Below are 25,237 nucleotides of genomic sequence, written 5' to 3'. Positions count from 1 at the left end.
TCCGATGCGAGTGTGGTTATTGAGTGCCGGCCTGGCGCTGCTGTTGATGGCGCAGAACGCGGCGGCGGCAACCGTGCTGATCGTTGGCGATAGTATCAGCGCCGGTTTTGGCCTGGATACCAGCAAAGGCTGGGTTTCACTATTGAGGCAGCGGCTTGAACACGAGGGTTCCAGCGATGTGTTGGTCAATGCCTCGATCACCGGCGACACCAGCGCCAATGGCGCCGCGCGGCTGCCCGCGCTGCTTTCCGAGCACAAGCCGGCGCTGGTGATCATCGAATTGGGCGGCAACGACGGCTTGCGCGGACTGCAGCCGGCGCAGTTGCAGCAAAATCTTGCAACAATGATTGACCGCTCCAGGGCGGCGGGGGCCAAGGTATTGCTGCTGGGCATGCAGCTGCCGCCCAATTATGGCGTGCGTTACACCCAGGCTTTTTCCCGGGTCTACAGCGACCTGGCCGAGCAGAAACAGGTGGCGCTGGTGCCGTTCTTTCTGCAGGGCATCGGTGGCAATGCGCAGCTGATGCAGGCCGATGGTATTCACCCGGCGGTCAACGCCCAGGGGATGTTGCTGGAGAATGTCTGGCCAACCCTCAAACCGCTGCTTTGAGGCTTTAAACGGGCAGGGCTTTAGGCTAATGTGGCGCCCCCGCTCTGGAGCCCCAAATGCCGCGTCCCGCCTGGTCCCTGTTTGCCTACCAATTGATCGAACCCGACGAGCAGCTCGACCTGTTTGCCTGTCAGGAGGTGCGCGTGCACCTGGTCGCGCGGCAGCTCGAACTGGGCGGCTCGGCCGACCGCACCTTGTGTGGCACCTTGTTGCCGGCACAGCCGCGCTGGTCGACGGTGGGCAAGACCATTTTCCGTGACCAGCGTCTGTGCCAGCTGTGCAAGGCGATCGTGTATGCGCAGCGCCAGGGCACGCGGCCGGTGTGGCCTTTGTTGTGACGAGAGGCTGATCCACCGGCAGCCCCTGCAGGACCGGGGTTTATGCGACGTTCAGCCGATTACATGTACAATCGCTGCCTTGCCCCCGTCGATTTGCCAAGGATTTCCGGATGTTCGCGCGTTTTTCAGTGGTCTCTCGCGGCCTTTCGCTGGCTGCGCTGTTTGCCTGCGGCCAGGCGGTCGCCCTCGAATTCCCGTTGCCGCCTGCGGGCGAGGATGTCATAGGCCAGGTGCAGACCATCACCGCCAAATACGAAGACACCTTCGCCGACATCGGTACCGCCTACGACCTGGGCTACCTGGAGCTGATCGCCGCCAACCCGGGCGTCGACCCGTGGCTGCCCAAGCCGGGTACCGAGATTGTGCTGCCGACCCGCTTCGTGCTGCCGCCGGGGCCGCGTGAAGGGATCGTCATCAACCTGGCCGAATACCGCATGTACTACTACCCGAAAGGGCAGAACGTGGTACGCACCTATCCCATCGGCATCGGCCGCGAAGGCTGGGGCTCGCCGGTGGCGGTGACCAAGGTGACCGGCAAGATCGCCAACCCGACCTGGACGCCACCGGCCTCGATCAAGGCCGAACACGCCGCCGACGGCGATCCCTTGCCCAACGTGGTGCCGGCCGGCCCCGACAACCCACTCGGGCCGTTCAAGTTCACCCTGGGGTTGCCGGGCTACTTGATCCACGGCTCCAACAAGCAGTTCGGTATCGGCATGCGCACCAGCCATGGCTGTTTCCGCATGTACAACAACAACGTACTGGAGCTGTCGAAGCTGGTCCCGGTGGGCACGCCGGTACGCATCATGAACGAGCCGTACAAGTTCGGGGTCAGTGCCGGCAAGGTCTATCTTGAAGCGCACACGCCGCTGGACGCCGAGGGCGATCCTTCCAACGAGAACAAGCACACCACGGTGATCAACGCCTTGCTCAAACGCGAGGACCTGGCCGAGCATCTGCAGATGAACTGGGACGTGGTGCGTGACGTGATCACCGCCGAAGACGGCCTGCCGGTGGAGATCGCCGGCCCGGGCTCGGCGCTCGGCAGCGGCGCGTCACCTGCGCCGCGGTAAGCTTTGGCCCATAAAAAAAGCCGACCCCAGGGGTCGGCTTTTTTTTGCAACAGTTCCGAAGAACTATTACTTGCGGCTAGCCTTGTCGAGCATGCGCAGAGCACGCTCGTTGGCTTCGTCGGCGGTCTGCTGAGCTTTCTGAGCGGCAGCCAGAGCTTCGTCGGCTTTGCGGTAGGCTTCGTCAGCACGAGCCTGAGCACGAGCCGAAGCGTCTTCGGTTGCAGTCAGACGAGCGTCAGTTTCTTTGGTTGCGCCGCTGCTGCAACCGGTTGCCAGTACGGCAGCCAGAGCCAGAGCAGAGAATTTCAGAACGTTGTTCATCGTGATCCCCTTGAAGGACTTTCTATTAAATAGCCATCTCTCGTGAGTGAGACAATAGCCGGCGTACATAGTACCCATTACTTGTAGTAAGTAAACGGACTGAGCGCAAGAAGCGGCAAAAACTCTTCGACCCTCCCGGGCCATCTATTACAGGGCTTTTACAGACAGAGACTGATGAACTTATAGTGACTAAAAGTGTCATGGCGCGTCTCACTCCTGCTAGTTCGCCGGCGACTGCCATTTCCGTATGGCATGGCATGTCGCCATCTGGGATTTTATGCCTGGCGGCTTGAGCAGGTCGGGGTGAGGTCCTACTATTGCTGGGTGCTCATGTTGGAGAACGCCAGTGCTCTTCTCGGTGTCCAAACGGCACGCAGAGGCGTAGAGGTTCCTTCGCCGGCCAAACATCGGTAAGGTGAGGGTCAAATTCCAAGACCCGCGAGGAGTAGTGATGAGCGAGGCGTTGTCGATTCACCATGACCAGGCTGGTCATCAGTTCGAAATCAATATCGACGGCCATCGGGCTTACCTCACCTATATGGATCTGGGTAAGCAGACGCTCGATATCTATCGCACCTTCGTGCCCAACGCCCTGCGTGGCCGCGGCATCGCGGCGGCCTTGACCGAAGAGGCGCTGCAATACGCCGAGGACATGGGTTACAGCGTGATTCCTTCCTGCTCTTACGTCGAGCGCTACATGGAGCGCCATCAGCGGCACGCAGCCAAGCTCTGAGCCTGGCCTGGCCTGGCAGATCAGGCCGTTCGCTGAAACCCCCTCGCCCATTGGCGAGGGGAGCAGGCGTCAGCGCTGACGCTTGGGCAACACGTCCTTCAACTTGGCGTGCATGCCGCGCAGGGTCTTTTCGGTACTTTCCCAGTCGATGCAGGCATCGGTGATCGACACACCGTACTGCAAGTCTTCGAGGTTCTTCGGAATCGACTGGCTGCCCCAATTCAAGTGGCTCTCGACCATCAGGCCGATGATCGAGTTGTTGCCTTCGAGAATCTGGTTGGCGACGTTCTCCATCACCAGTGGTTGCAGCGCAGGGTCCTTGTTGGAGTTGGCGTGGCTGCAGTCGACCATGATGTTGGCCTTGACCCCGGCCTTGGCCAGCGCCTGTTCGCACAGGGCCACGCTGACCGAATCATAGTTGGGCTTGCCGTTGCCGCCGCGCAGTACCACGTGGCCGTAGGCATTGCCCTTGGTGGTGACGATCGACACGCCACCTTCCTGGTTGATGCCCAGGAACCGATGCGGGCTGGAGACCGACTGCAGGGCGTTGATCGCCACGGTCAGGCCGCCGTCGGTGCCGTTCTTGAAGCCCACGGCCGAGGACAGCCCCGAGGCCATCTCGCGGTGGGTCTGGGATTCGGTGGTGCGCGCGCCGATGGCCGACCAGCTGATCAGGTCCTGCAGGTACTGCGGCGAGATCGGGTCCAGCGCTTCGGTGGCAGTGGGCAGGCCTTTTTCGGCAAGGTCCAGCAGCAGTTGGCGACCGATGTGCAGGCCGTCCTGGATCTTGAACGAGTCGTCCAGGTATGGATCGTTGATCAGGCCTTTCCAGCCGACTGTGGTGCGCGGCTTTTCGAAGTACACGCGCATCACCAGGAACAGGGTGTCGGACACCTCGGCCGCCAGCGCCTTGAGGCGGTCGGCGTATTCGTGGGCCGCCTTGATGTCGTGGATCGAGCACGGGCCGATCACCACGAACAGACGGTGGTCGGTGCCGTCGAGAATGTTGCGCACCACCTCGCGGCCGCTGGCCACGGTGTGGGCGGCCGACGCGCTCAAGGGGATGTCGCGCTTGAGCTGGTCGGGGGTGATGAGCGTCTCGTTGGAGGCGACATTGAGGTCGTTGATCGGTAAATCGGCCATCGTGCTACTCGTCAGGTCACAGTTCATATCGCGGGGAGCGGAACCTTAGCGCGAACGCCCCCCGGCGACAACCGCAAAGCGCTCGCTTGCTGTCGCCAGATGATACCGTTAGCCACTCAACCGGTGCCCAGGAGCGAAATCGTGCAGGACAAGAGCAGACCGCAGGAAAAACTCGTGGTGGCCATTTCGTCGCGAGCCTTGTTCGACCTGGGCGACAGCCACAGGGTTTACCTGAACGAGGGTGTCGAGGCCTACCGCCAATACCAGATCGAGCACGAAGACGAGATTCTCGAGCCTGGCGACGCTTTCCGCCTGGTGGAGAAGCTGTTGGCGCTCAACGCCACTCTGGGGCATGAGCGGGTGGAAGTGGTGCTGATCTCGCGCAACAGCGCCGACACCGGCCTGCGGGTGTTCAACTCGATCGAGCATCATGGCCTGGCCATTTCCCGGGCGGCCTTCGTCGGTGGGCGCAGCCCTTATCCTTACCTGGCGGCGTTTGGTTGCCATCTGTTTCTGTCGACCCACGCCGAGGATGTGCGCAATGCCCTGGAGGCCGGGTTCGCCGCGGCCACCATCCTTTCCGGCGGGGCGCGGCGCGAGGCCGGCAACGAGCTGCGGATCGCCTTCGACGGCGACGCCGTGTTGTTTTCCGACGAGTCGGAGCGGGTCTACCAGGCCGGCGGGCTGGCGGCCTTCCAGGCCAACGAGCGCGAGGCGGCGCACCAACCGCTGCCGGGCGGGCCGTTCAAGCCGTTTCTGGCTGCGCTCAATGTGTTGCAGCGCGAGTTCGCCGAGGGGCAGTGCCCGATCCGCACTGCGCTGGTGACGGCGCGCTCGGCGCCGGCCCATGAGCGGGTGATCCGCACGCTGCGCGAATGGGATATTCGTCTGGACGAGTCGCTGTTTCTTGGCGGACTGCGCAAGTCGGCGTTTCTCGAGGCCTTCGCCGCCGATGTGTTTTTCGATGACCAGGCCGGGCACTGCGAGCTGGCAATGGAGTTCGTCGCCACCGGTCATGTGCCCCACGGCATCAGCAACGAGATCAAGCCCTGAAACAGCCTGAAAAGCCCCGGGCAGCGAGCCCCGGCGGGCGCTGCTAAGCTGATTTCAGCTCTGCCGTTCGGGCAGTCGAGGAGATCATATGATCCGTTCGATGCTGTATGCCACTGACCTGGGTCTGTATGCCCCGCTGGTGCTGCAACACGCGCTGTCCATGGCGCGCACCTTCAAGGCCAATCTGTACGTGATTCACGCCGTCGAGCCCATGGGCCAATTCGCCCAGTCGGTACTGGAAAGCTACCTGGACGAGCCTACGCTCAGTGCACTGCACCAGCAGGGGCTCAGTACCGTCATGGCCACCATCGAGAACCGCGTGTTCGACACCTTTCGTCAGGAGCTGGGCGACGGTAACCCGGACCTGTCGCTGATCAGTGCGGTGCGGGTGCGCCAGGGCGACCCCGGTACGGTGATTCTCGATCAGGCGCAGAGCCTGGCCGTCGACCTGCTGATCCTCGGCAGCCATAGCCACCGGGGCGACATGGATATCCCGCTCGGGCGCACGGCCGCCCGGGTGTTGCAGATGTCGCCGGTACCGGTGTACATGGTGCCCTTGTCCCAGCAGCCGGGGCGGCGCAAGACCTGAGGCGTTGCGAGTACGACACAATTAATTAAAAAGTTCTAGATTTCCGTAAGGCACCTTTAATATAGTTATATCACCGCTCGACACCAACCGCGCGGTCTACCTGCCTTGAGGGAACCCTATGAAGCTTCAACAACTGCGCTACATCTGGGAAGTGGCGCACCACGACCTCAACGTGTCGGCGACCGCGCAGAGCCTGTACACCTCGCAGCCCGGCATCAGCAAGCAGATCCGCCTGCTCGAGGACGAGCTGGGGGTCGAGGTCTTCGCCCGCAGCGGCAAGCACCTGACCCGCGTCACCCCGGCGGGCGAGCGCATCATCAACACCGCCGGCGAGATCCTGCGCAAGGTCGAGAGCATCAAGCAGATCGCCCAGGAGTTCTCCAACGAGAAGAAGGGCACGCTGTCCATCGCCACCACCCACACCCAGGCCCGTTACGCGCTGCCGCCGGTGATCAGCAATTTCATCAAGCAGTACCCGGACGTGGCCTTGCACATGCACCAGGGCTCGCCGATGCAGATCGCCGAGATGGCTGCCGACGGCACCGTGGACTTCGCTATCGCCACCGAGGCGCTGGAGCTGTTCGGCGACCTGATCATGATGCCGTGCTACCGCTGGAACCGCTGCGTGGTGGTGCCGCAGGGCCATCCGCTGACCAAACTGCCCAAGCTGACCCTGGAAACCCTGGCCGAATACCCGATCGTCACCTACGTGTTCGGTTTCACCGGCCGCTCCAAGCTCGACGAGGCCTTCAGCCGTCGCGGCCTGGAGCCCAAGGTGGTGTTCACCGCCGCCGACGCCGACGTGATCAAGACCTATGTCCGCCTGGGTCTGGGCGTGGGCATCGTGGCCCGCATGGCGGTGGATACCAAGCTGGACAGCGACCTGGTGGTGATCGACGCCGATCATCTGTTCGAAGCCAGCATCACCAAGATCGGCTTTCGTCGCGGTACCTTCCTGCGCGGCTTCATGTGCGACTTCATCGAGAAGTTCGCCCCGCACCTGACGCGCGAAGTGATGGCCAAGGCCATTCAGTGCCACAACAAGCAAGAGCTCGAAGAGCTGTTCGATGGTGTGGAACTGCCGGTGCATTGATCGGCCGCGCCAAAAAAAAACGGGGGCTGGCTAGCCCCCGTTTTTTTACGTTTCACGCCTTGCTGATGATATTTCCTGCGTGCAGCCCGCATTCCTTCTGCGTGGCTTCTTCCCACCACCAGCGGCCTTCGCGCTCGTGCTGGTTCGGCAGCACCGGGCGGGTACAAGGCTCGCAGCCGATGCTGATGAAGCCGCGCTCGTGCAGCGGGTTGAACGGCAGTTCGAGCATGCGGATGTAGGCCCAGACTTCACTGCTGGTCATCTGCGCCAGTGGGTTGAACTTGTACAGCGGGCGCTCGGCGGTGGAGAACGCGCTGTCGATTTCCAGCGCGGCCACTTCGCTGCGGGTGCTTGGGCTCTGGTCGCGGCGCTGGCCGGTGGCCCAGGCGCTGACGCCCGACAGTTTGCGGCGCAGCGGGGCGATCTTGCGCACGCCGCAGCATTCACCGTGGCCGTCGCGGTAGAAGCTGAACAGGCCTTTTTCCCGCGTCAGTGCTTCGAGCGGCTCACGTTCCGGGGAAAGGATCTCGATCGGCAGCTGATACTGCTCGCGCACCTGCTCGATGAAGCGATAGGTTTCCGGGTGCAGGCGACCGGTGTCGAGGCTGAACACCTTGACCTGTTTGTTGAGCTTCCAGGCCATGTCCACCAGCACCACGTCCTCGGCGCCGCTGAAAGAGATCCACAGGTCGTCGCCGAAATGCTCGAAAGCCAGCTTCAGGATGTCCTGCGGGGATTTGTTGGCGTAGGTCGCGGCGAGGGCGGCGACGTCTAGGGTTTGGCTCATCAGGCGGCTTCCTGGTTTCTCTCGAATGGCGCTTGGCGCTCTAGACCGCCGATATTAGCAAATTCCCCCTGGGTTGCGTGGCCGCCGGCTCACTGCAGCGCAGCCAGGGTCTGCAACAGTACCCGCACCTTGAACACCGACTCGGCATATTCGGCCTGCCAGTCGGAATCGGCAACGATGCCGCCGCCGCCCCAGCAGCTGACCTGGCCGTCCTTGATCAGCAGGCTGCGGATGGCGATCGAGCTGTCCATGCGCCCGCACACATCCAGGTACATCAATGAGCCGCAGTACAGCGCCCGGCGCCCCGGCTCGATCTCGTCGATGATCTGCATGGCGCGGATCTTTGGCGCGCCGGTGATCGAGCCACCGGGAAAGCTGCCGCCGAGCAGGTCGAGGCAGTCCTTGCCCGGCGCCAGCTCCCCGGTAATGCTGCTGACCATGTGGTGCACATTGGGGTAGCTCTCCAGGGTGAACAGCTGCGGCACCCGCACCGAGCCGACCCGGCAGCTGCGGCCCAGATCGTTGCGCAGCAGGTCGACGATCATCAGGTTCTCGGCGCGATCCTTGGGGCTGGCCAGCAGTTGCGCGGCGTTGGCAGCGTCCTCGGCGGGCGTGGCGCCGCGCTCGCGGGTGCCTTTGATCGGCCGCGTCTCCACCTGGCCCTCGTTGACCTGGACGAAACGCTCCGGCGACAGGCTCAGCAGGGCGCTGCCATCCGGCCATTGCTGGTAGCCGGAAAACGGCGTAGAGCAGGCCTGGCGCAGGGCCTGGTAGGCGGTCCAGGGGTCGCCGCTGCAGGGCGCGCGAAAGCGCTGGGTGAGGTTGACCTGATAGCAATCGCCGGCGGCGATGTATTGCTGCACCCGCTCGAAGGCGGCGCGGTACTGCTCGGGCGACCAATCGCCGGCCATCGGCCGCAGCAGTCGAAAGGGACCGCAGGCCAACTGCTGCGGTGCGCTGAACCAGGTTACCAGCCGCTCGCGCTCGCGGGGCGCGAGGCTTGGGTGAAACACCAGCTGGCTGGTGCGCAACTGATGGTCGCTGATCAACGCCCAGGCATACACCCCCAGCCGCGCGTCGGGCCAGTCGAGGTCATCGACGGCGTTGCCGGCATTGCCGGGCAGCGCCTCGAGGCGGCGACCGAAGTCATAGCTCAGGTAGCCGATCAGGCCGCCGGCAAAGGGCAGCTCGCAGCCCTCGGGCAATTGCGCGGGACCCAGTTGCGCCAGGCTGTCGCGCAAACGCTGGAAGAACCCTTCGCCGCTTTCCTGCGCGCGTGCTTCGAGTTGGGCCAGCGGCCAGGCGCTGAGCAGGTCGAAGCGCCCGCGGTCGGCCAACGGGCGGGCGCTGTCGAGCAGCACCGCGCCAGGTTGCTGGCGGATGGCTGCGAAGTAGTGGCCAGGGTCGGCCTGGTAGGGCAGTGGATACAGGGTGCAGACGGCAGTGGTGTTCATGGGCTGGCAGTGTGACCGAAATCGGAATGAAAACAACGTTGCACGAAGGCTACCCGTTCGGCGGCCGTTTCGCTGCGCGCGGCGGCGGCGCATTCGGCGACGCGGGCCTCGATCAGCTGGGCGCGGTGGTTGAGGCCGCAGTGGTTGGCCAATTGGATGTTCAGGCCGGGGCGGGCGTTGAGCTCCAGAATCAGCGGGCCCTGCTGCTCGTCCAGCACCAGGTCGACCCCAATGTAGCCCAGCCCGCACAGCTCGTGGCAACCGGCGGCCAGGTGCATGAAGCGGTCCCAGTCGGGCAGCTGCACGCCGCTGACCGGTTGGTCGGTGTCGGGGTGGTGGCTGATTCTGCTGTTCAGCCAGCTGCCGTGCAAGGTCAGGCCGCTGGCCAGGTCCACGCCCACGCCGATGGCGCCCTGGTGCAGGTTGGCCTTGCCGTCCGATTGCCGGGTCGGCAGGCGCAGCATGGCCATCAACGGGTAACCCAGCAGCACGATGATGCGGATGTCCGGCACGCCTTCGTGGCTGATGCGCTGGAACACCGGGTCGGGCTTGACCCGGTATTCGATCAGCGCGCGATCGCGATGCCCGCCCAGCGAGTACATGCCGGTCAGGATGTTCGACAGTTGATACTCGAGATCCTGGCGGGTCAGGATGCGCCCGGCGGCGCTGCGGTAGCGGCCGCCTTCGAAGCGGTCGGCGATGACCAGAATGCCGTCGCCACCGGCGCCCTGGGCAGGCTTGATGACGAAGTCGCGGTGCGCCTCGGTGATCTGCGCCAGCTGGCCGATGGCTTTTTCGCTGGCGATCACGCCGTACAGCTGCGGTACCTGGATGCCTGCGGCGATGGCGCGCTGTTTGGTGATGATCTTGTCGTCCACTACAGGGTAGAGGTGGCGCGGGTTGTACTTGAGCACGTAATCGGCGTTGCGCCGGTTGATGCCCATGATCCCCTTGGCCTGCAACGCCTGCCAGGTCCTGACCAGGCCAAGCATCAGAAACCCTCCTTGAGCGCGGCCTTGAAGCGCAGCAGTTCGCTCAGGCGATAGCCGCGATAACGCCCCATCGCCAACATGAAGCCGACCAATACCAGCAACACCGCCGGGAAGGTGAATACGAAATACATCAATGGCGGCACGCTCATCAGCAGGTGCGCCAGGGCCGCCGCCAGCAAGGTGCCCAGCGCCACCTGCAGCGCATGGCGAGCGCCGCGCTCCTCCCAGGTGATGGACAGGCGCTCGATGGTCATGGTCAGGATCACCATGGGGAACAAGGCCACCGACAAGCCCTGCTCCAGGCCCAGCTTGTGCCCGAGCAGGCTCAAGACCGCGATCAGCACCACGACGAACGTCAGCACCACCGACAGGCGCGGCAGCATCTGCAGCTTGAGGTGCTCCAGATAGGAACGCAGCCCCAGGCCCAGCGCGGTGATCACACCGAACAGCAGTACGCCGAAGCCCAGGTGCATCTCGCGGAACGCCAGGGCGATCAGCACCGGAGTGAAGGTCCCCAGGGTCTGCAGGCCCACAAGGTTGCGCAGGACCAGAATGACCAGCACCCCCACCGGAATCATCAGCAGGATAGTGAAGGTCTGCTGGGTCTGCAGCGGCAGGTTGTACAGCGAATAGGCCAGCAGGTCGCCGTCGCTGTTGGCGTCGGTGAGCCGGGCCAGGCGCAGGGCATTCATTTCGCTGTTGCTCATGCTGAAGGTGACCAACGGTTTACGGCCACCCTCGACGCTGATCAGATTGTCGTCGCCGATCCACCAGAGCAGGCGGTCGGCGGGCAGGCCCTGGGCGCCGGTCTCGGGGTCGAAGTACAGCCAGTCGCGTCCATTGTAGGTACGCAGCCAGAGTTCCGGGGTTTGTGCGTGGTCGGCCGCCAAACGCAGGGTGTGGACCTTTTCCAGGGGTACATGGGCGACGGACAGCAGCAGGTCGATCACCCGCGCCCGGTTCGCCACCGAGGCGTCGCCGGCCAGCAGCAGTTTGACGTTGTCGTCATTGGCATTGTTGACCCGCTTGATGGTCTCGCCGACGAAGGTTGCGACGTCCGCCGAGTGCTGGCGAATCGGCCCGACCAGGGCCATGGCCGCGACCTTTTCCGCGCCATCGAGCGGCAGGCTGTCGCGAAACACCGGGCCCTTGGGCTCGGCCGCGTTGTCGCTGTAGCGCCGGGTCAGCACCAGCCGGTAGTAGAGCGTCTGCTCGCCGCTGACCCGGCGCGCCGACCAGGTGACCATGCGGTTGGCGTCGACCCGGTTGACGCTGACACCGTAGCCGTTGGCGATGAAGCTTTCGTTGAGGCTCACGTAGCCACGGGGCACCGGTGGCACGAACATCTGCACCTTGACCCCCTCGCGCGGGTTGGCGACAAAGGTCACCTTGGCGTCGATGTTCCACAGGTCGTCGGTGTCGTCCTCGCGCAGCGGGATACCGAGCAGCAGCGCCTGATAGGCGATGATCGCCAGGCCAAGGGCGACCAGGGTAATGATCAGCACCCTCAGATGGGTGGTCAGGTCGCGCATTCCTGTCACCCGGCCGGCAGGGCGTCGGCGGCACAGGCGGGGGCGCCCGCCGTGTCGGCCAGGCTGGGGTCGACGATCGCGGCAAAATCTTTCAGGGCCTGCGCCCCGAGCAGCAGGGGGTACTGGAAGGCGCTGCGGTCGGTGAGGTTGACCGGCACCATGCGCAGGGTCCGACCCAGGCATAAGCGCAGTTCCACCACCGGCCGTGAGGTGCGGGTCTGGCTGCTGTCGGTGTCGCAGGCACAGTCGCCGGCCCGGCGCTTGATCTGGCTGGTGCGCAGCAGCGGGCGCTCGATCGGCGGGTTGCCCTCTGGGCTGCCGGCCACCACGAAGCGCACCCAGGACTGGCCGTCGCGCTTGAAGCGCTGGATGTCGCGGGCACTGAGCGAAGCGGTCTCGGCCCCGGTGTCGAGCTTGGCCGCCAGTTGCACGCCGAGCTCGGGCAACTGCACCCGCTCGGTGAGGCCGTAGACCGTGCGGTCGGCGGCAAGGCCGAGGACGGGCAGGGTGCTGAAAACCAGCGCGGATAGGTAGGCGGTAAGTTTCATGATGTCCTGGCCAGGCGCGAACGAGGGCTGCTCGCCCTTGCGGTCGAAGCGGCGCGCAGTTTAAGCGTGCCGGTGGGCCGGCGCCAGCAGACTCTGGGCCACACGATGAGCGACGAAAAACCATCGATTGTCGACAGTTTATGGCGTGTCATTGACGATTACCTTGGAATTGACTATTTTCAGGGTTCAAGTTTGGCAAGGTGTCGACAATATGGCTGATATGGCTGAATCCATTGCGCCGGCTTTGGAAGATTCTGAAACATTATCGGAGAACGTCTTCCGTCGTATCCAGGCCGCCATCGTCAAAGGTGAGATTGCCCCCGGCAGCAAGATCTCCGAGCCGGAGCTGGCCCGGGTCTATGGCATCAGTCGCGGGCCGTTGCGCGAGGCCATCCATCGCCTGGAGGGCCAGCGCCTGCTGGTGCGCGTGCCCCATGTCGGCGCGCGGGTGGTGTCGCTGAGCCAGGCCGAGCTGATCGAACTATACGAAATACGCGAATCCCTCGAAGGCATGGCGTGCCGGTTGGCCGCCGAGCGCATGAGCCAGGCGCAGATCGACGAACTGCGCCAGGTGCTCGATACCCATGAGCGCGATGCCGCCTTTCAGGCCGGGCTGGGCTATTACCAGCAGGAGGGTGATTTCGATTTTCACTACCGCATCATTCAAGGTAGCGGCAACGGCACCCTGACCCAAATGCTCTGCGGCGAGCTGTACCAACTGGTGCGCATGTACCGCATCCAGTTTTCCACCACCCCCAATCGCCCGCGCCAGGCCTTTGCCGAGCACCACCGCATTCTCGACGCGATCGCCGACCGCGACGGTGAACTGGCCGAGCTGCTGATGCGCCGGCACATTGGCGCCTCCCGGCGCAACATCGAGCGCAGCATCGAGCGCAATCAGCAGGGCGGCGTCACCCCTGCCAACCAGCAACCACGAGGTGAGTCATGAATTCGAACAACAGCGCGGGCCAGCGCTTTCGCGATGCGGTCGCCAGCGAGCAACCCTTGCAGGTGGTGGGGACGATCAACGCCAACCATGCCCTGCTGGCCAAGCGCGCCGGCTTCAAGGCGATCTACCTGTCCGGTGGCGGGGTGGCGGCGGGCTCCCTCGGCATACCGGACCTGGGCATCACCGGGCTCGATGACGTGCTCACCGACGTGCGGCGGATCACCGACGTCTGCGACCTGCCCTTGCTGGTGGATGTGGACACCGGTTTCGGTTCCTCGGCGTTCAATGTGGCGCGCACCGTGCGTTCGATGATCAAGTTCGGCGCGGCGGCCATCCATATCGAGGACCAGGTGGGCGCCAAGCGCTGCGGCCATCGGCCCAACAAGGAAATCGTCACCCAGCAGGAAATGGTCGACCGCATCAAGGCGGCAGTGGATGCCCGCACCGACGACGGCTTCGTGATCATGGCGCGCACCGACGCGTTGGCGGTGGAAGGCCTGGAGTCAGCCCTGGACCGCGCGGCGGCGTGCATCGAGGCCGGCGCCGACATGGTCTTTCCCGAGGCGATCACTGAGCTTGAGATGTACCGATTGTTCGCCCAGCGGGTCAAGGCGCCGATCCTCGCCAACATCACCGAATTCGGCGCCACGCCGCTGTTTACCGTCGAACAGCTGCGCAGTGCCGAGGTGGGCTTGGTGCTGTACCCGCTGTCGGCGTTCCGAGCGATGAACAAGGCGGCTGAAAACGTCTACGGCGCGATCCGCCGCGATGGCACGCAGCAGAATGTCATCGACACCATGCAGACTCGCATGGAGCTGTACGACGCCATCGACTACCACGCGTTCGAGCAGAAGCTCGATGCGTTGTTCGCGCACAAGCGCGGGTGATGTGGCCGTGCCAGCGGGCTGGGCCCGCTGGCACAAGTGCACCCCGAGGCAAAACCGATAATAAATTCAAATGGAGAAAAACCATGGCCGAAGCAAAAGTATTGAGCGGCGCCGGACTGCGGGGCCAGGTGGCCGGGCAGACGGCCTTGTCCACAGTGGGCCAGGCCGGTGCCGGCCTGACCTACCGCGGCTACGATGTACGTGAACTGGCAGCTCACGCGCGCTTCGAGGAGGTGGCCTACCTGCTGCTTTATGGCAATCTGCCCGACCAGCGCGAATTGGACGGCTACCTGGCCAGGCTGGGCCAGCTGCGCGATCTGCCGCCAGCGCTCAAGGAAGTGCTCGAGCGCATCCCCGCCGACGCCCACCCGATGGACGTGATGCGCACCGGCACTTCCTTTCTCGGCAACCTGGAGCCCGAGACCGACTTCTCGCAGCAGAACGACGTCACCGACCGCCTGCTGGCGGCCTTTCCGGCGATCATGTGCTACTGGTACCGCTTTGCCCACGACGGCGTGCGCATCGACTGCAACAGCAGCGAAGCCTCCATCGGCGGCCATTTCCTGCACCTGTTGCACGGCAAGGCGCCCAGCGAACTGCACCGCAAGGTCATGGACGTGTCGCTGATCCTCTACGCCGAGCACGAATTCAATGCTTCGACCTTCACCGCACGGGTCTGCGCCTCGACTCTGTCGGACCTGTATTCCTGCATCACCGCCGCCATCGGCTCGCTGCGCGGCCCGCTGCACGGCGGCGCCAACGAGGCGGCGATGGCGATGATCGAGAAGTTCGCCTCGGCCGAGCAAGCCACCGAGGGCACCCTGGCCATGCTCGCGCGCAAGGACAAGATCATGGGCTTCGGCCACGCCATCTATAAGGACAGCGACCCGCGCAACGAGGTGATCAAGGGCTGGTCGAAAAAGCTGGCCGACGAAGTCGGTGACACTGTGCTGTACCCGGTTTCCGAAGCCATCGACAAGACCATGTGGGAGCAGAAGAAGCTGTTCCCCAACGCCGACTTCTATCACGCTTCGGCCTACCACTTCATGGGCATCCCGACGCCGTTGTTCACGCCCATCTTCGTCTGCTCGCGCGTGGCCGGCTGGGCTGCCCACGTGTTCGAGCAGCGCGCCAACAACCGCATCATCCGCCCCAGCGCCGAGTACATCGGCGTCGAGCAGCGCAAGTTCGTGCCAATCGAACAACGCTGAGCCCCGGGCCTGCGGCCAGCCGCAGGCCCCGGGGTTACCTGAGCCGACCGTGACGAGCAGCCACCATGAACACCGAGAACCGCAAGAATCTGCCTGGAACCCCGCTGGACTATTATGACGCTCGCGCTGCGGTCGACCGCCTGCAGCCCGGCGCCTATGCCCGGCTGCCCTACACCTCGCGGGTGCTGGCCGAGAACCTGGTGCGCCGCTGCGACCCGGCCAGCCTCGACGCCTCGCTGCTGCAACTGGTCGAGCGCCGCCGCGACCTCGACTTTCCCTGGTACCCGGCGCGCGTGGTGTGCCATGACATCCTTGGCCAGACCGCGCTGGTGGACCTGGCCGGCCTGCGCGACGCCATCGCCCTGCAAGGCGGCGACCCGGCGCAGGTCAACCCGGTGGTGCCGACCCAACTGATCGTCGACCATTCGCTGGCCGTCGAGAGTGCCGGTTTCGACCCGCACGCCTTCAAGAAGAACCGCGCTATCGAGGATCGCCGCAACGAAGACCGTTTCCACTTCATCGACTGGACCAGGAAGGCCTTCAAGAACGTCGATGTGATCCCGCCCGGCAACGGCATCATGCACCAGATCAACCTGGAGAAAATGTCCCCGGTGATCCAGGTGCGTGACGGCGTGGCCTTCCCCGATACCTGCGTCGGCACCGACAGCCACACCCCGCATATCGACGCCCTGGGCGTGATCGCCATCGGCGTCGGCGGCCTGGAAGCGGAGAGCGTCATGCTTGGCCGCGCTTCCTGGATGCGCCTGCCGGACATCATCGGCGTGCACCTGAGTGGCCGCCTGCAAGCGGGTATCACCGCCACCGACATGGTCCTGGCCCTGACCCAGTTCCTGCGCCAGCAGAAAGTGGTCGGCGCCTACCTCGAATTCTTCGGCGAGGGCGCGGCCGGGCTGACCCTCGGTGATCGTGCGACGATCTCCAACATGGCCCCGGAATACGGCGCCACCGCAGCGATGTTCTTCATCGACCAGCAGACCATCGACTACCTCAAGCTGACCGGCCGCGAAGACCAGCAGGTGCAGCTGGTGGAGAACTACGCGCGGCTGACCGGCCTCTGGGCCGACAGCCTCGCCGAAGTGCAGTACGAACGCGAGCTGCACTTCGACCTGTCCCAGGTGGTGCGCAACATGGCCGGGCCGAGCAACCCGCACGCGCGGCTGGCCACCTCGGAGCTCGCCGCCAAGGGCATCGCCGGGCACTGGGACTCGGTGCCGGGGCAGATGCCCGACGGCGCGGTGATCATCGCCGCCATCACCAGTTGCACCAACACCAGCAACCCGCGCAACGTCATCGCCGCCGGACTGCTGGCGCGCAATGCCAATCGCCTTGGCCTGACCCGCAAGCCATGGGTCAAGTCCTCCCTGGCCCCAGGGTCGAAGACGGTGGCCCTGTACCTCGACGAAGCTGGCTTGACCGACGAGCTGGAGCAGCTCGGTTTTGGCGTGGTGGCCTTTGCCTGCACCACCTGCAACGGCATGTCCGGCGCCCTGGACCCGGCCATCCAGCAGGAGATCATCGACCGCGACCTGTATGCCACTGCGGTGCTCTCGGGCAACCGCAACTTCGACGGGCGCATCCACCCATATGCCAAGCAGGCGTTTCTCGCCTCGCCGCCGCTGGTGGTGGCGTACGCCATCGCCGGCACCATCCGCTTCGACATCGAGAAGGACGTGCTTGGCCTGGACGCCCAGGGCAACGAGATCCGCCTCAAGGACATCTGGCCCAGCGACGAAGAGGTCGACGCCGTGGTCAAGTCCTCGGTCAAGCCCGAACAGTTCCGCCAGGTCTACATTCCCATGTTCGCCGTGCACGAAGACACCGGCCCCAAGGTGGCGCCGCTGTACGAGTGGCGGCCGCAGAGTACCTACATTCGCCGACCGCCCTACTGGGAAGGCGCGCTGGCGGGAGCGCGGCCACTCCAGGGCATGCGCCCGCTGGCGGTGCTGCCGGACAACATCACCACCGACCACCTGTCGCCGTCCAACGCCATCATGCTCGACAGCGCGGCGGGCGAGTACCTGGCGAAAATGGGCCTGCCCGAAGAGGACTTCAACTCCTACGCCACCCATCGCGGTGACCACCTGACCGCGCAGCGCGCCACCTTCGCCAACCCCAAGCTGTTCAACGAGATGGTCCAGCAGGACGGCAAGGTCAAGCAAGGCTCGCTGGCCCGGGTCGAGCCTGAGGGCCAGGTGATGCGCATGTGGGAGGCCATTGAAACCTACATGCAGCGCAAGCAGCCCTTGATCATCATCGCCGGCGCCGACTACGGCCAGGGCTCCTCGCGCGACTGGGCGGCCAAGGGCGTGCGCCTGGCCGGGGTCGAGGCGATCGTCGCCGAGGGTTTCGAGCGCATCCATCGCACCAACCTGGTGGGCATGGGCGTATTGCCCCTGGAGTTCCTGCCGGGCACCAACCGCAAGACCCTGGGCATCGACGGCACGGAAACCTTCGATGTGATCGGCGAGCGCATCCCGCGCAGTACCCTGACCCTGGTGATCCACCGCCGCGATGGCGAGCGGCTCGAGGTGCCAGTCACCTGCCGCCTGGACACCGGCGAGGAGTTGTCGATCTACGAGGCGGGCGGCGTGTTGCAGCGTTTTGCCCAGGACTTCCTGGAATCGGCGACCGCCTGAGGAGCATGCCCCATGAGCAAAGCAGCACAAATCAGGATCCCCGCCACCTACATGCGCGGCGGCACCAGTAAAGGCGTGTTCTTCAAACTGCAGGACCTGCCGCCGGCGGCCCAGGTGCCCGGCGCCGCTCGTGATGCGCTATTGCTGCGGGTGATCGGCAGCCCCGACCCCTACGAAAAGCAGATCGACGGCATGGGCGGGGCGACCTCCAGCACCAGCAAGACGGTGATCCTGAGCAAGAGCACGCGGGCCGACCACGACGTCGACTACCTGTTTGGCCAGGTGTCGATCGACAAGCCTTTCGTCGACTGGAGCGGCAACTGCGGCAACCTCTCCGCCGCGGTCGGGCCGTTCGCCATCAGCAGCGGCCTGATCGACCCGCAGCGCATTCCCCGGGACGGCATGGCCACCGTGCGGGTGTGGCAGGCCAATATCGGCAAGACCATCATCGCCCATGTGCCGATCACCGACGGTGTGGTGCAGGAGACCGGCGACTTCGAGCTCGACGGCGTGACCTTCGCGGCCGCTGAAGTGCAGCTGGAGTTTCTCGACCCGGCCGCCGAGGAGGAGGGTGGCGGCGGGGCGATGTTTCCCACCGGCAACCTGGTGGACGAGCTTGAAGTGCCTGGGGTCGGCAGCTTCGCCGCGACGCTGATCAATGCCGGCATCCCGACCATTTTCATCAACGCCCGGGACCTGGGCTACAGCGGCACCGAACTGCAGGGCGAGATCAACGGCGACCCCGAAGCGCTGCGCCGCTTCGAGAGCATCCGCGCCTACGGCGCCCTGCGCATGGGCCTGATCACCGAGCTGGGGCAGGCCGCCACTCGCCAGCACACGCCCAAAGTGGCCATTGTCGCGCCGCCGGCGGCCTATCGCTCGTCCAGCGGCAAGCCGGTGGCCGCCGAGGACATCGATGTGCTGGTACGGGCGATGTCCATGGGCAAGCTGCACCACGCCATGATGGGCACCGCCGCCGTGGCCATCGGCACGGCGGCAGCCATCCCCGGCACGCTGGTCAACCTCGCCGCCGGCGGTGGCGAACGCGGTTCGGTGCGCTTCGGGCATCCGTCCGGAACGCTGCGAGTGGGCGCCCAGGCGAATAAGCAGGCGGGTGAATGGCAGGTGGTCAAGGCCATCATGAGCCGCAGTGCGCGAGTGTTGATGGAGGGCTGGGTGCGCGTGCCGGGCTGAGACGGCCGGCTACTTGAAGCGCCGCTCCACGCCTTTCTCGACGAGGATTTTCGCCGAGATCTCTTCCACGGAAAAATGCGTGGAGTTGATGTGCGGGATGTTTTCCCGGCGAAACAGGCCCTCCACCTCGCGCACCTCGAACTCGCACTGGGCGTAGCTCGAATAGCGGCTGTTGGGCTTGCGCTCGTGGCGGATGGCAGTCAGGCGATCGGGGTCGATGGTCAGGCCGAACAGCTTCTGCTGGTGCGCACGCAGGGCCGGCGGCAATTGCAGGCGTTCCATGTCGTCTTCGGTCAGCGGGTAGTTGGCGGCGCGGATGCCGAATTGCATGGCCATGTACAGGCAGGTCGGGGTCTTGCCGCAGCGTGACACGCCGACCAGGATCAGGTCAGCCTTGTCGTAGTAATGGGTGCGTGCGCCGTCATCGTTGTCGAGGGCGAAGTTGACCGCTTCGATGCGCTCCATGTAGTTGGAGTTGTGCGCGATCGAATGGGACTTGCCCACCGAGTAGGACGAGTGGGCGTTGAGCTCCAGCTCCAGCGGCGATAGAAAGGTGGAAAAGATGTCGATCATGAAGCCGTTGGAGGTGGCGAGGATCTCGCGGATGTCCTGATTGACGATGGTATCGAAAATGATCGGCCGCACGCCGTCGCGCTCCGCCGCCAGGTTGATCTGCTGGACCATGGTGCGCGCCTTGTCGATGCTGTCGATGTAGGGGCGCGTGAACTTGTTGAAGGTAATGTTTTCGAACTGCGCTAGCAGGCTTTGGCCCAGGGTTTCGGCAGTGATGCCGGTGCCGTCGGAGATGAAGAACGCGGATCGTTTCATTTGCTTTCCGGGCCTTGAGCGAGGGGGCGAGGGTTGGGCTATGATGGCCCCGATACACGGGGACGGGATGCCCGATCATTCTCGCCCAATTTGCGACCTGCGGCCATAAACGCCGATTCGGCACCAGATGTTCTCGAGCTATTCCAATAACAGTCAGTGGAGAGATCACCTTGGTAGAGTACGTAGTTTCCCTCGACAAGCTCGGCGTCCACGATGTGGAGCACGTGGGGGGCAAGAACGCATCCCTGGGCGAGATGATCAGCAACCTGGCGGGCGCCGGCGTATCGGTGCCGGGTGGTTTCGCCACCACGGCACAGGCCTACCGTGATTTTCTCGAACAGAGTGGTCTCAACGACCAGATCCACGCCGCACTCGATGCGCTGGATGTCGATGACGTCAATGCCCTGGCCAGAACCGGCGCGCAGATCCGTCAATGGATCATGGACGCCGAATTTCCCGAACAGCTGAACAACGAGATCCGCACGCACTTTGCCGAATTGTCCCGGGGCAACCCGGACATCGCCGTGGCGGTGCGCTCTTCGGCCACCGCCGAAGACCTGCCCGACGCCTCGTTCGCCGGCCAGCAGGAAACCTTCCTGAACATCCGTGGGGTCGACAACGTCATCCGTGCGGCCAAGGAAGTCTTTGCCTCGCTGTTCAACGACCGCGCCATTTCCTACCGCGTGCACCAGGGCTTCGACCACAAGCTGGTGGCGCTGTCGGCCGGCGTGCAGCGCATGGTGCGTTCCGAAACCGGCACCGCCGGGGTGATGTTCACCCTCGACACCGAGTCGGGTTTCCGTGACGTGGTGTTCATCACCGGCGCCTACGGCCTGGGTGAAACCGTGGTGCAGGGCGCGGTCAATCCTGACGAGTTCTACGTCCACAAGGGCACCCTGCAAGCCGGTCGCCCGGCCATCCTGCGGCGCAACCTGGGCAGCAAGGCGATCAAGATGATCTACGGCGACGAGGCCAAGGCCGGTCGCTCGGTGAAAACCGTCGACGTCGACGCCGCCGAACGCGCGCGATTCTGCCTGACCGACGCCGAGGTCAGCGAGTTGGCCAAGCAGGCCTTGATCATCGAGAAACACTACCAGGCGCCAATGGACATCGAGTGGGCCAAGGACGGTGACGACGGCAAACTGTACATCGTCCAGGCGCGCCCGGAGACGGTGAAGAGCCGCAGCAATGCCAACGTCATGGAGCGCTACCTGCTCAAGGAAAAAGGCAAGGTGCTGGTCGAAGGCCGTGCCATCGGCCAGCGCATCGGCGCCGGCAAGGTGCGCATCATTCACGACGTGTCCGAGATGGACAAGGTGCAACCCGGCGACGTGCTGGTTTCCGACATGACCGACCCGGACTGGGAGCCGGTGATGAAGCGCGCCAGTGCCATCGTCACCAACCGCGGCGGGCGCACCTGCCACGCGGCGATCATCGCCCGCGAGCTGGGCATTCCGGCGGTGGTCGGTTGCGGCAACGCCACCCAGCTGCTGGTCGACGGGCAGGGCGTCACCGTGTCCTGCGCCGAGGGCGATACCGGCTACATCTTCGAGGGTGAGCTGGGCTTCGACATCAAGCAGAACTCGGTCGACGCCATGCCCGACCTGCCGTTCAAGATCATGATGAACGTCGGCAACCCCGACCGCGCCTTCGACTTCGCCCAGCTGCCCAACGCCGGCGTCGGCCTGGCGCGGCTGGAGTTCATCATCAACCGCATGATCGGCGTGCACCCCAAGGCGCTGCTCAACTACGCCAACCTGCCTGCCGAGATCAAGGACAGCGTCGACAAGCGCATCGCTGGCTACGATGACCCGGTAGGCTTCTACGTCGACAAGCTGGTGGAAGGCATCAGCACCCTGGCGGCGGCCTTCACCCCGAAAAAGGTCATCGTGCGCCTGTCGGACTTCAAGTCCAACGAATACGCCAACCTGATCGGCGGCAAGCTCTACGAGCCGGAAGAAGAGAACCCGATGCTGGGCTTCCGTGGCGCCTCGCGCTACATCAGCGAATCGTTCCGCGACTGCTTCGAGCTTGAATGCCGGGCGCTCAAGCGCGTGCGCAACGAGATGGGCCTGACCAACGTCGAGATCATGGTGCCGTTCGTGCGCACCCTGGGCGAGGCGTCGCAAGTGGTCGACCTGCTCGCAGCCAACGGCCTGGCCCGTGGCGAGAACGGTCTGCGGGTGATCATGATGTGCGAGCTGCCGTCCAACGCGATTCTCGCCGAGGAGTTCCTCGAATTCTTCGACGGCTTCTCGATCGGCTCCAACGACCTGACTCAACTGACCCTCGGCCTGGACCGCGACTCGGGGATCATCGCCCACTTGTTCGACGAGCGAAACCCGGCGGTGAAAAAGCTGCTGGCCAATGCCATCCAGGCCTGCAACAAGGCCGGCAAGTACATCGGCATCTGCGGCCAGGGCCCATCGGACCACCCGGACCTGGCCAAATGGCTGATGGAGCAGGGCATCGAGAGTGTGTCGCTCAACCCTGATTCGGTGCTCGAAACCTGGTTCTTCCTGGCGCAAGGCCAAGGTGCGGTATGATGTGAAAGCGTAGGCGCACGGAGCCCGTGATCGGGGTGGTACCCATCGCGGGCTCCGTGCGCCTGTGGTGGTGTTTCGCATCTCATCAACTGATCCTGGAACCTATGCAAAGCAGTAGCTCCCTGTTTCCTGTCGCGTTGCTCAGTGCCGAGCGGCGCGGCGACCTCAGCGAAGATGTCTATCGCATCAAGGCCGCCAACAGTCCCGATGCCAGTGTCGAACTGGCGGTGACCCGCCTGGGTCTGGCCGATCACTCGGCACGGGGCATCCCGGTGATTCTCCTGCACGGCAGCTTCGCCAACCGGCGCTTCTGGTTTTCGCCCAAGGGCGCGGGCCTCGGCGCCTGGCTGGCGCGGGCGGGCTTTGACGTGTGGATACCGGAGATGCGCGGCCACGGCGTGTCGCCGCGCAACATCGACTACCGCCGCAACCGCGTCGCCGACTATGCGCGCTACGACCTGCCGGTGATCGGTGCCTTCGTGCGCGAGCAGAGCGGCCACCCGGCGCACTGGATCGGCCATTCCCTGGGCGGCATCAGCCTGGCCGCCGCACTGGGCGGTGGCTATCTGCAGGCCGAGGTGGCCGCCTCGGTGGCCTTGTTCGGCAGCCATGTCAGTCGTCGCCACTGGCCGCTGCGCATTCCGCCCGTGCAATGGGGTGTGCAAACGTTGCTCAAGCGCTTCGAGCACTTGTCCGGCAGCCGTCTCAAGCGTGGCCCGGAGGACGAGCCGGTGGGCATCGCCCTGGAAGCGTTGCGCTGGCAAGGACTGTTTGGTCGCTTTGGCGAGAAGGGCAACGATTGGCTGGCCGGCCTCGGCCAGGTCGATCTACCCCTGTGGGTGGTCGCCGCTGAAGGCGATCGCCAGGCACCGGTGTGGGCCTGTCACGAATTGTATGAACAATTTGGCTCACAAACCCGCGAATCGCTGGTGCTGGGGCGAAAGCACGGCTTCACTGAAGACTTCGGTCACGTCGAGATGCTGGTCAGCAAGGCGGCGCAAACCGAAGTGTGGCCCTTGGTCGGGCGCTGGCTGAATCGCCAGCACGTGCAATCGGCGGCCGAAACACCGCTGGAACTGGCCGAAGCGTGACTTTATTGCTGTCTTCGGTCATATAAATTGGCACGGCCAGGCCATTGGTCAAATCCGCAAGCCTTTCTTCGACAGGAGCAGCCCATGCAGCATTACAGCACCCCCGATTTGTGCGATGCCTACCCTGACCAGCTTCAGGTGCTCGAGCCGATGTTCAGCAATTTCGGCGGCCGCGATTCCTTCGGCGGGCAGATCGTCACCATCAAGTGCCACGAGGACAACTCGCTGGTAAGAGAGCAGGTCGAGCTCGACGGCACCGGCAAGGTGCTGGTAGTGGACGGTGGCGGCTCCCTGCGCCGGGCACTGCTGGGCGACATGCTCGCCGAGAAGGCCGCGCGCAACCACTGGGAGGGTCTGGTGATCTACGGCTGCGTGCGCGACGTCGATGTTCTGGCGCAGACCGACGTAGGGGTGCAGGCGCTGGCCAGCCATCCATTGAAGACCGACAAGCGCGGCATCGGCGACCTTAACGTAAAAGTTACCTTTGCCGGAGTGACCTTTAATCCTGGGGAGTATGTCTATGCCGACAATAACGGCATCATTGTCTCGCCCAGCGCGCTGACCATGCCTGAGTGATATTTCGACTGACTGGCGGGGATTGAATGTTCGAGGAAGAAAACGCGCAGTGGGGGCTGGTGATTGCCCTGTTGCTGGATGGTAAAGGCGGTGCGCGTAATCTGGCCCGATCCGAGCTCGACCACCTCAAGGTGCAGCCTGGCGAGAGCCTGTGGCTGCATTGGGATCGCAGCCACCCGCAGACCCAAATCTGGCTGCGCCAGGCCAGTGGCCTCAACGAGTTCTCCTGCGACCTGCTGTTGGAAGAGAACACGAGGCCACGCTTGGTGACCTTGCCCGACGCGCAATTGCTGCTGTTCCTGCGCGGGGTCAATCTGAACCCCGGCGCCGAGCCCGAGGACATGGTCTCGGTGCGCATCTTCGCCGAGGCGCAACGGGTCATCTCGTTGCGCCTGCGCTCGCTGCGCGCCACCGACGACCTGCTGGGCATGTTCCGCGAAGGGCGCGGGCCCAGGAGCGCGTCGGAGCTGATCCTCTACCTGGCCCAGGCTCTGACCGAAAAGGTCCAGGCTCTGGTCAGCGACCTCGGCGAGATCGTCGACGGCGAAGAAGAAAAGGTCGACGCCGACGAGCACTACACCCCCGAGCATGGCAGCATCCTGCAGATTCGTCGGCGGGCGGCCGGGCTGCGGCGCTTTCTGGCGCCGCAGCGGGAAATCTACGCCCAGCTGGCGCGCAACCGCCAGCCATGGTTCTGCGACGACGACCCCGATTACTGGAACGAGCTGAACAACAGCCTGACCCGCTACCTCGAGGAACTGGAGCTGACCCGCGAACGCGTCGGCCTGGTGTTGGAGGCTGAAGACCGGCGCCTGAACGAACGCATGAACCGCACCATGTACCGCTTCGGCATCATCACCGGGATCTTCCTGCCGATGAGCTTTCTCACCGGCCTGCTGGGCATCAACGTCGGCGGCCTGCCGGGCGCCAGCAACCCCCACGGTTTCTGGATCGCCTGCGCGGTGATGGTGGCAGTGGCGCTGGCCCAGTGGTGGATGTTCCGCCGCCTGCGTTGGGTTTGACATGAAAGGT

At 64.4% G+C, this 25,237-nt stretch carries 25 protein-coding genes; 16 read left to right on the top strand and 9 right to left on the bottom strand.

What is annotated here, in order from left to right; translation table 11 throughout:
• Positions 1-4: 4 nt before the first annotated feature.
• The 3 genes from SFA35_RS18200 (at position 5) to SFA35_RS18190 (ending at position 2,021) form a co-directional block, all read left to right on the top strand.
• Positions 5-610, top strand: a complete 606-nt coding sequence (locus tag SFA35_RS18200; protein WP_320571922.1) for an arylesterase — start codon at positions 5-7, stop codon at positions 608-610.
• A 56-nt stretch (positions 611-666) separates the two neighbouring features.
• The gene (locus SFA35_RS18195; protein WP_320571921.1) at positions 667-948 is read left to right on the top strand and encodes a hypothetical protein; all 282 of its coding nucleotides are present in this window, start codon (positions 667-669) and stop codon (positions 946-948) included.
• 110 nt (positions 949-1,058) lie between these two features.
• Positions 1,059-2,021 (top strand): L,D-transpeptidase family protein, encoded by a 963-nt coding sequence (locus SFA35_RS18190; RefSeq protein WP_320571920.1) that lies wholly within the window; start codon positions 1,059-1,061, stop codon positions 2,019-2,021.
• Positions 2,022-2,087: 66 nt separating this feature from the next.
• Here the strand turns inward: SFA35_RS18190 and SFA35_RS18185 are convergent, their stop codons facing one another.
• Positions 2,088-2,342 (bottom strand): Lpp/OprI family alanine-zipper lipoprotein, encoded by a 255-nt coding sequence (locus SFA35_RS18185; RefSeq protein ID WP_320571919.1) that lies wholly within the window; start codon positions 2,340-2,342, stop codon positions 2,088-2,090.
• A 451-nt stretch (positions 2,343-2,793) separates the two neighbouring features.
• Between SFA35_RS18185 and SFA35_RS18180 the strand changes: the two genes are divergently transcribed.
• The gene (locus SFA35_RS18180; RefSeq protein ID WP_320571918.1) at positions 2,794-3,075 is read left to right on the top strand and encodes a GNAT family N-acetyltransferase; all 282 of its coding nucleotides are present in this window, start codon (positions 2,794-2,796) and stop codon (positions 3,073-3,075) included.
• A 69-nt stretch (positions 3,076-3,144) separates the two neighbouring features.
• Here the strand turns inward: SFA35_RS18180 and SFA35_RS18175 are convergent, their stop codons facing one another.
• The gene (locus SFA35_RS18175; RefSeq protein WP_320571917.1) at positions 3,145-4,218 is read right to left on the bottom strand and encodes a 3-deoxy-7-phosphoheptulonate synthase; all 1,074 of its coding nucleotides are present in this window, start codon (positions 4,216-4,218) and stop codon (positions 3,145-3,147) included.
• A 141-nt stretch (positions 4,219-4,359) separates the two neighbouring features.
• On the opposite strand from SFA35_RS18175, the gene SFA35_RS18170 reads away from it, so the two are divergent.
• The 3 genes from SFA35_RS18170 (at position 4,360) to cysB (ending at position 6,953) form a co-directional block, all read left to right on the top strand.
• Positions 4,360-5,271 (top strand): 5'-nucleotidase, encoded by a 912-nt coding sequence (locus SFA35_RS18170; RefSeq protein WP_320571916.1) that lies wholly within the window; start codon positions 4,360-4,362, stop codon positions 5,269-5,271.
• 88 nt (positions 5,272-5,359) lie between these two features.
• Positions 5,360-5,860: a universal stress protein gene (locus SFA35_RS18165; protein WP_320571915.1), complete on the top strand. Its 501-nt coding sequence runs from the start codon at positions 5,360-5,362 to the stop codon at positions 5,858-5,860.
• Between the two features lie 118 nt (positions 5,861-5,978).
• Positions 5,979-6,953, top strand: a complete 975-nt coding sequence (cysB, locus tag SFA35_RS18160) for an HTH-type transcriptional regulator CysB (RefSeq protein WP_320571914.1) — start codon at positions 5,979-5,981, stop codon at positions 6,951-6,953.
• Positions 6,954-7,005: 52 nt separating this feature from the next.
• On the opposite strand, the gene SFA35_RS18155 is transcribed toward cysB, so the two are convergent.
• The 5 genes from SFA35_RS18155 to SFA35_RS18135 form a co-directional block, all read right to left on the bottom strand.
• A complete protein-coding gene (locus tag SFA35_RS18155) occupies positions 7,006-7,740 on the bottom strand; it encodes a phosphoadenylyl-sulfate reductase (protein WP_320571913.1) in 735 nt (244 codons plus the stop codon).
• Between the two features lie 89 nt (positions 7,741-7,829).
• The gene (gene pabB, locus SFA35_RS18150) at positions 7,830-9,194 is read right to left on the bottom strand and encodes an aminodeoxychorismate synthase component I (RefSeq protein ID WP_320571912.1); all 1,365 of its coding nucleotides are present in this window, start codon (positions 9,192-9,194) and stop codon (positions 7,830-7,832) included.
• Positions 9,191-10,186 carry an alpha-L-glutamate ligase-like protein gene (locus SFA35_RS18145; protein WP_320571911.1) on the bottom strand — a complete coding sequence of 332 codons (996 nt, stop codon included), beginning with the start codon at positions 10,184-10,186 and terminating at the stop codon, positions 9,191-9,193. The genes pabB and SFA35_RS18145 overlap by 4 nt, the downstream gene beginning before the upstream one ends.
• Complete coding sequence (locus SFA35_RS18140) at positions 10,186-11,718, bottom strand: inactive transglutaminase family protein (RefSeq protein WP_320571910.1); 1,533 nt, start codon at positions 11,716-11,718, stop codon at positions 10,186-10,188. The genes SFA35_RS18145 and SFA35_RS18140 overlap by 1 nt, the downstream gene beginning before the upstream one ends.
• Before the next feature lie 5 nt (positions 11,719-11,723).
• Positions 11,724-12,266: an ATP-dependent zinc protease gene (locus SFA35_RS18135; protein ID WP_320571909.1), complete on the bottom strand. Its 543-nt coding sequence runs from the start codon at positions 12,264-12,266 to the stop codon at positions 11,724-11,726.
• Between the two features lie 211 nt (positions 12,267-12,477).
• Between SFA35_RS18135 and SFA35_RS18130 the strand changes: the two genes are divergently transcribed.
• From SFA35_RS18130 to prpF, 5 genes are all read left to right on the top strand, one after another.
• Positions 12,478-13,215, top strand: coding sequence for a GntR family transcriptional regulator (locus tag SFA35_RS18130; RefSeq protein WP_320571908.1), 738 nt, complete (start codon positions 12,478-12,480; stop codon positions 13,213-13,215).
• Positions 13,212-14,102 carry a methylisocitrate lyase gene (gene prpB / locus SFA35_RS18125; protein ID WP_320571907.1) on the top strand — a complete coding sequence of 297 codons (891 nt, stop codon included), beginning with the start codon at positions 13,212-13,214 and terminating at the stop codon, positions 14,100-14,102. Before SFA35_RS18130 ends, prpB begins: the two co-directional genes overlap by 4 nt.
• A gap of 83 nt (positions 14,103-14,185) precedes the next feature.
• Positions 14,186-15,313 (top strand): 2-methylcitrate synthase, encoded by a 1,128-nt coding sequence (gene prpC / locus SFA35_RS18120; RefSeq protein ID WP_320571906.1) that lies wholly within the window; start codon positions 14,186-14,188, stop codon positions 15,311-15,313.
• A 65-nt stretch (positions 15,314-15,378) separates the two neighbouring features.
• Complete coding sequence (acnD, locus tag SFA35_RS18115) at positions 15,379-17,970, top strand: Fe/S-dependent 2-methylisocitrate dehydratase AcnD (RefSeq protein WP_320571905.1); 2,592 nt, start codon at positions 15,379-15,381, stop codon at positions 17,968-17,970.
• Between the two features lie 12 nt (positions 17,971-17,982).
• On the top strand, positions 17,983-19,164 hold the full coding sequence (prpF, locus tag SFA35_RS18110; RefSeq protein ID WP_320571904.1) for a 2-methylaconitate cis-trans isomerase PrpF: 1,182 nt from the start codon (positions 17,983-17,985) through the stop codon (positions 19,162-19,164).
• A gap of 9 nt (positions 19,165-19,173) precedes the next feature.
• On the opposite strand, the gene SFA35_RS18105 is transcribed toward prpF, so the two are convergent.
• A complete protein-coding gene (locus SFA35_RS18105) occupies positions 19,174-19,992 on the bottom strand; it encodes a pyruvate, water dikinase regulatory protein (RefSeq protein ID WP_320571903.1) in 819 nt (272 codons plus the stop codon).
• A 38-nt stretch (positions 19,993-20,030) separates the two neighbouring features.
• A complete protein-coding gene (locus SFA35_RS26795; protein ID WP_414058420.1) occupies positions 20,031-20,216 on the bottom strand; it encodes a hypothetical protein in 186 nt (61 codons plus the stop codon).
• On the opposite strand from SFA35_RS26795, the gene ppsA reads away from it, so the two are divergent.
• From ppsA to SFA35_RS18085, 4 genes are all read left to right on the top strand, one after another.
• Entirely contained in the window at positions 20,163-22,538 is a 2,376-nt protein-coding gene (ppsA, locus tag SFA35_RS18100; protein WP_320571902.1) for a phosphoenolpyruvate synthase, read from the top strand. The genes SFA35_RS26795 and ppsA overlap by 54 nt on opposite strands.
• Before the next feature lie 104 nt (positions 22,539-22,642).
• On the top strand, positions 22,643-23,629 hold the full coding sequence (locus tag SFA35_RS18095; RefSeq protein ID WP_320571901.1) for an alpha/beta hydrolase: 987 nt from the start codon (positions 22,643-22,645) through the stop codon (positions 23,627-23,629).
• A gap of 84 nt (positions 23,630-23,713) precedes the next feature.
• Positions 23,714-24,205 (top strand): ribonuclease E activity regulator RraA, encoded by a 492-nt coding sequence (gene rraA, locus SFA35_RS18090; RefSeq protein ID WP_320571900.1) that lies wholly within the window; start codon positions 23,714-23,716, stop codon positions 24,203-24,205.
• A gap of 26 nt (positions 24,206-24,231) precedes the next feature.
• The gene (locus tag SFA35_RS18085; RefSeq protein WP_320571899.1) at positions 24,232-25,227 is read left to right on the top strand and encodes a zinc transporter ZntB; all 996 of its coding nucleotides are present in this window, start codon (positions 24,232-24,234) and stop codon (positions 25,225-25,227) included.
• Positions 25,228-25,237 lie beyond the last annotated feature (10 nt).

The sequence above is a fragment of the Pseudomonas sp. HR96 genome (assembly GCF_034059295.1).
Lineage (GTDB): Bacteria > Pseudomonadota > Gammaproteobacteria > Pseudomonadales > Pseudomonadaceae > Aquipseudomonas.
The sequence above is the reverse complement of the archived record's forward strand: the minus strand, read 5'-3'. Positions and strand labels throughout refer to the sequence as shown.

Bases quoted from the DNA above. Each gene is read 5' to 3' on its own strand.
- SFA35_RS18200 (WP_320571922.1), top strand. From the start codon at position 5: ATGCGAGTGTGGTTATTGAGTGCCGGCCTGGCGCTGCTGTTGATGGCG.
- SFA35_RS18195 (WP_320571921.1), top strand. From the start codon at position 667: ATGCCGCGTCCCGCCTGGTCCCTGTTTGCCTACCAATTGATCGAACCC.
- SFA35_RS18190 (WP_320571920.1), top strand. From the start codon at position 1,059: ATGTTCGCGCGTTTTTCAGTGGTCTCTCGCGGCCTTTCGCTGGCTGCG.
- SFA35_RS18185 (WP_320571919.1), bottom strand. From the start codon at position 2,342: ATGAACAACGTTCTGAAATTCTCTGCTCTGGCTCTGGCTGCCGTACTG.
- SFA35_RS18180 (WP_320571918.1), top strand. From the start codon at position 2,794: ATGAGCGAGGCGTTGTCGATTCACCATGACCAGGCTGGTCATCAGTTC.
- SFA35_RS18175 (WP_320571917.1), bottom strand. From the start codon at position 4,218: ATGGCCGATTTACCGATCAACGACCTCAATGTCGCCTCCAACGAGACG.
- SFA35_RS18165 (WP_320571915.1), top strand. From the start codon at position 5,360: ATGATCCGTTCGATGCTGTATGCCACTGACCTGGGTCTGTATGCCCCG.
- cysB (WP_320571914.1), top strand. From the start codon at position 5,979: ATGAAGCTTCAACAACTGCGCTACATCTGGGAAGTGGCGCACCACGAC.
- SFA35_RS18155 (WP_320571913.1), bottom strand. From the start codon at position 7,740: ATGAGCCAAACCCTAGACGTCGCCGCCCTCGCCGCGACCTACGCCAAC.
- pabB (WP_320571912.1), bottom strand. From the start codon at position 9,194: ATGAACACCACTGCCGTCTGCACCCTGTATCCACTGCCCTACCAGGCC.
- SFA35_RS18145 (WP_320571911.1), bottom strand. From the start codon at position 10,186: ATGCTTGGCCTGGTCAGGACCTGGCAGGCGTTGCAGGCCAAGGGGATC.
- SFA35_RS18140 (WP_320571910.1), bottom strand. From the start codon at position 11,718: ATGCGCGACCTGACCACCCATCTGAGGGTGCTGATCATTACCCTGGTC.
- SFA35_RS18135 (WP_320571909.1), bottom strand. From the start codon at position 12,266: ATGAAACTTACCGCCTACCTATCCGCGCTGGTTTTCAGCACCCTGCCC.
- SFA35_RS18130 (WP_320571908.1), top strand. From the start codon at position 12,478: ATGGCTGATATGGCTGAATCCATTGCGCCGGCTTTGGAAGATTCTGAA.
- prpB (WP_320571907.1), top strand. From the start codon at position 13,212: ATGAATTCGAACAACAGCGCGGGCCAGCGCTTTCGCGATGCGGTCGCC.
- prpC (WP_320571906.1), top strand. From the start codon at position 14,186: ATGGCCGAAGCAAAAGTATTGAGCGGCGCCGGACTGCGGGGCCAGGTG.
- acnD (WP_320571905.1), top strand. From the start codon at position 15,379: ATGAACACCGAGAACCGCAAGAATCTGCCTGGAACCCCGCTGGACTAT.
- prpF (WP_320571904.1), top strand. From the start codon at position 17,983: ATGAGCAAAGCAGCACAAATCAGGATCCCCGCCACCTACATGCGCGGC.
- SFA35_RS18105 (WP_320571903.1), bottom strand. From the start codon at position 19,992: ATGAAACGATCCGCGTTCTTCATCTCCGACGGCACCGGCATCACTGCC.
- SFA35_RS18095 (WP_320571901.1), top strand. From the start codon at position 22,643: ATGCAAAGCAGTAGCTCCCTGTTTCCTGTCGCGTTGCTCAGTGCCGAG.
- rraA (WP_320571900.1), top strand. From the start codon at position 23,714: ATGCAGCATTACAGCACCCCCGATTTGTGCGATGCCTACCCTGACCAG.
- SFA35_RS18085 (WP_320571899.1), top strand. From the start codon at position 24,232: ATGTTCGAGGAAGAAAACGCGCAGTGGGGGCTGGTGATTGCCCTGTTG.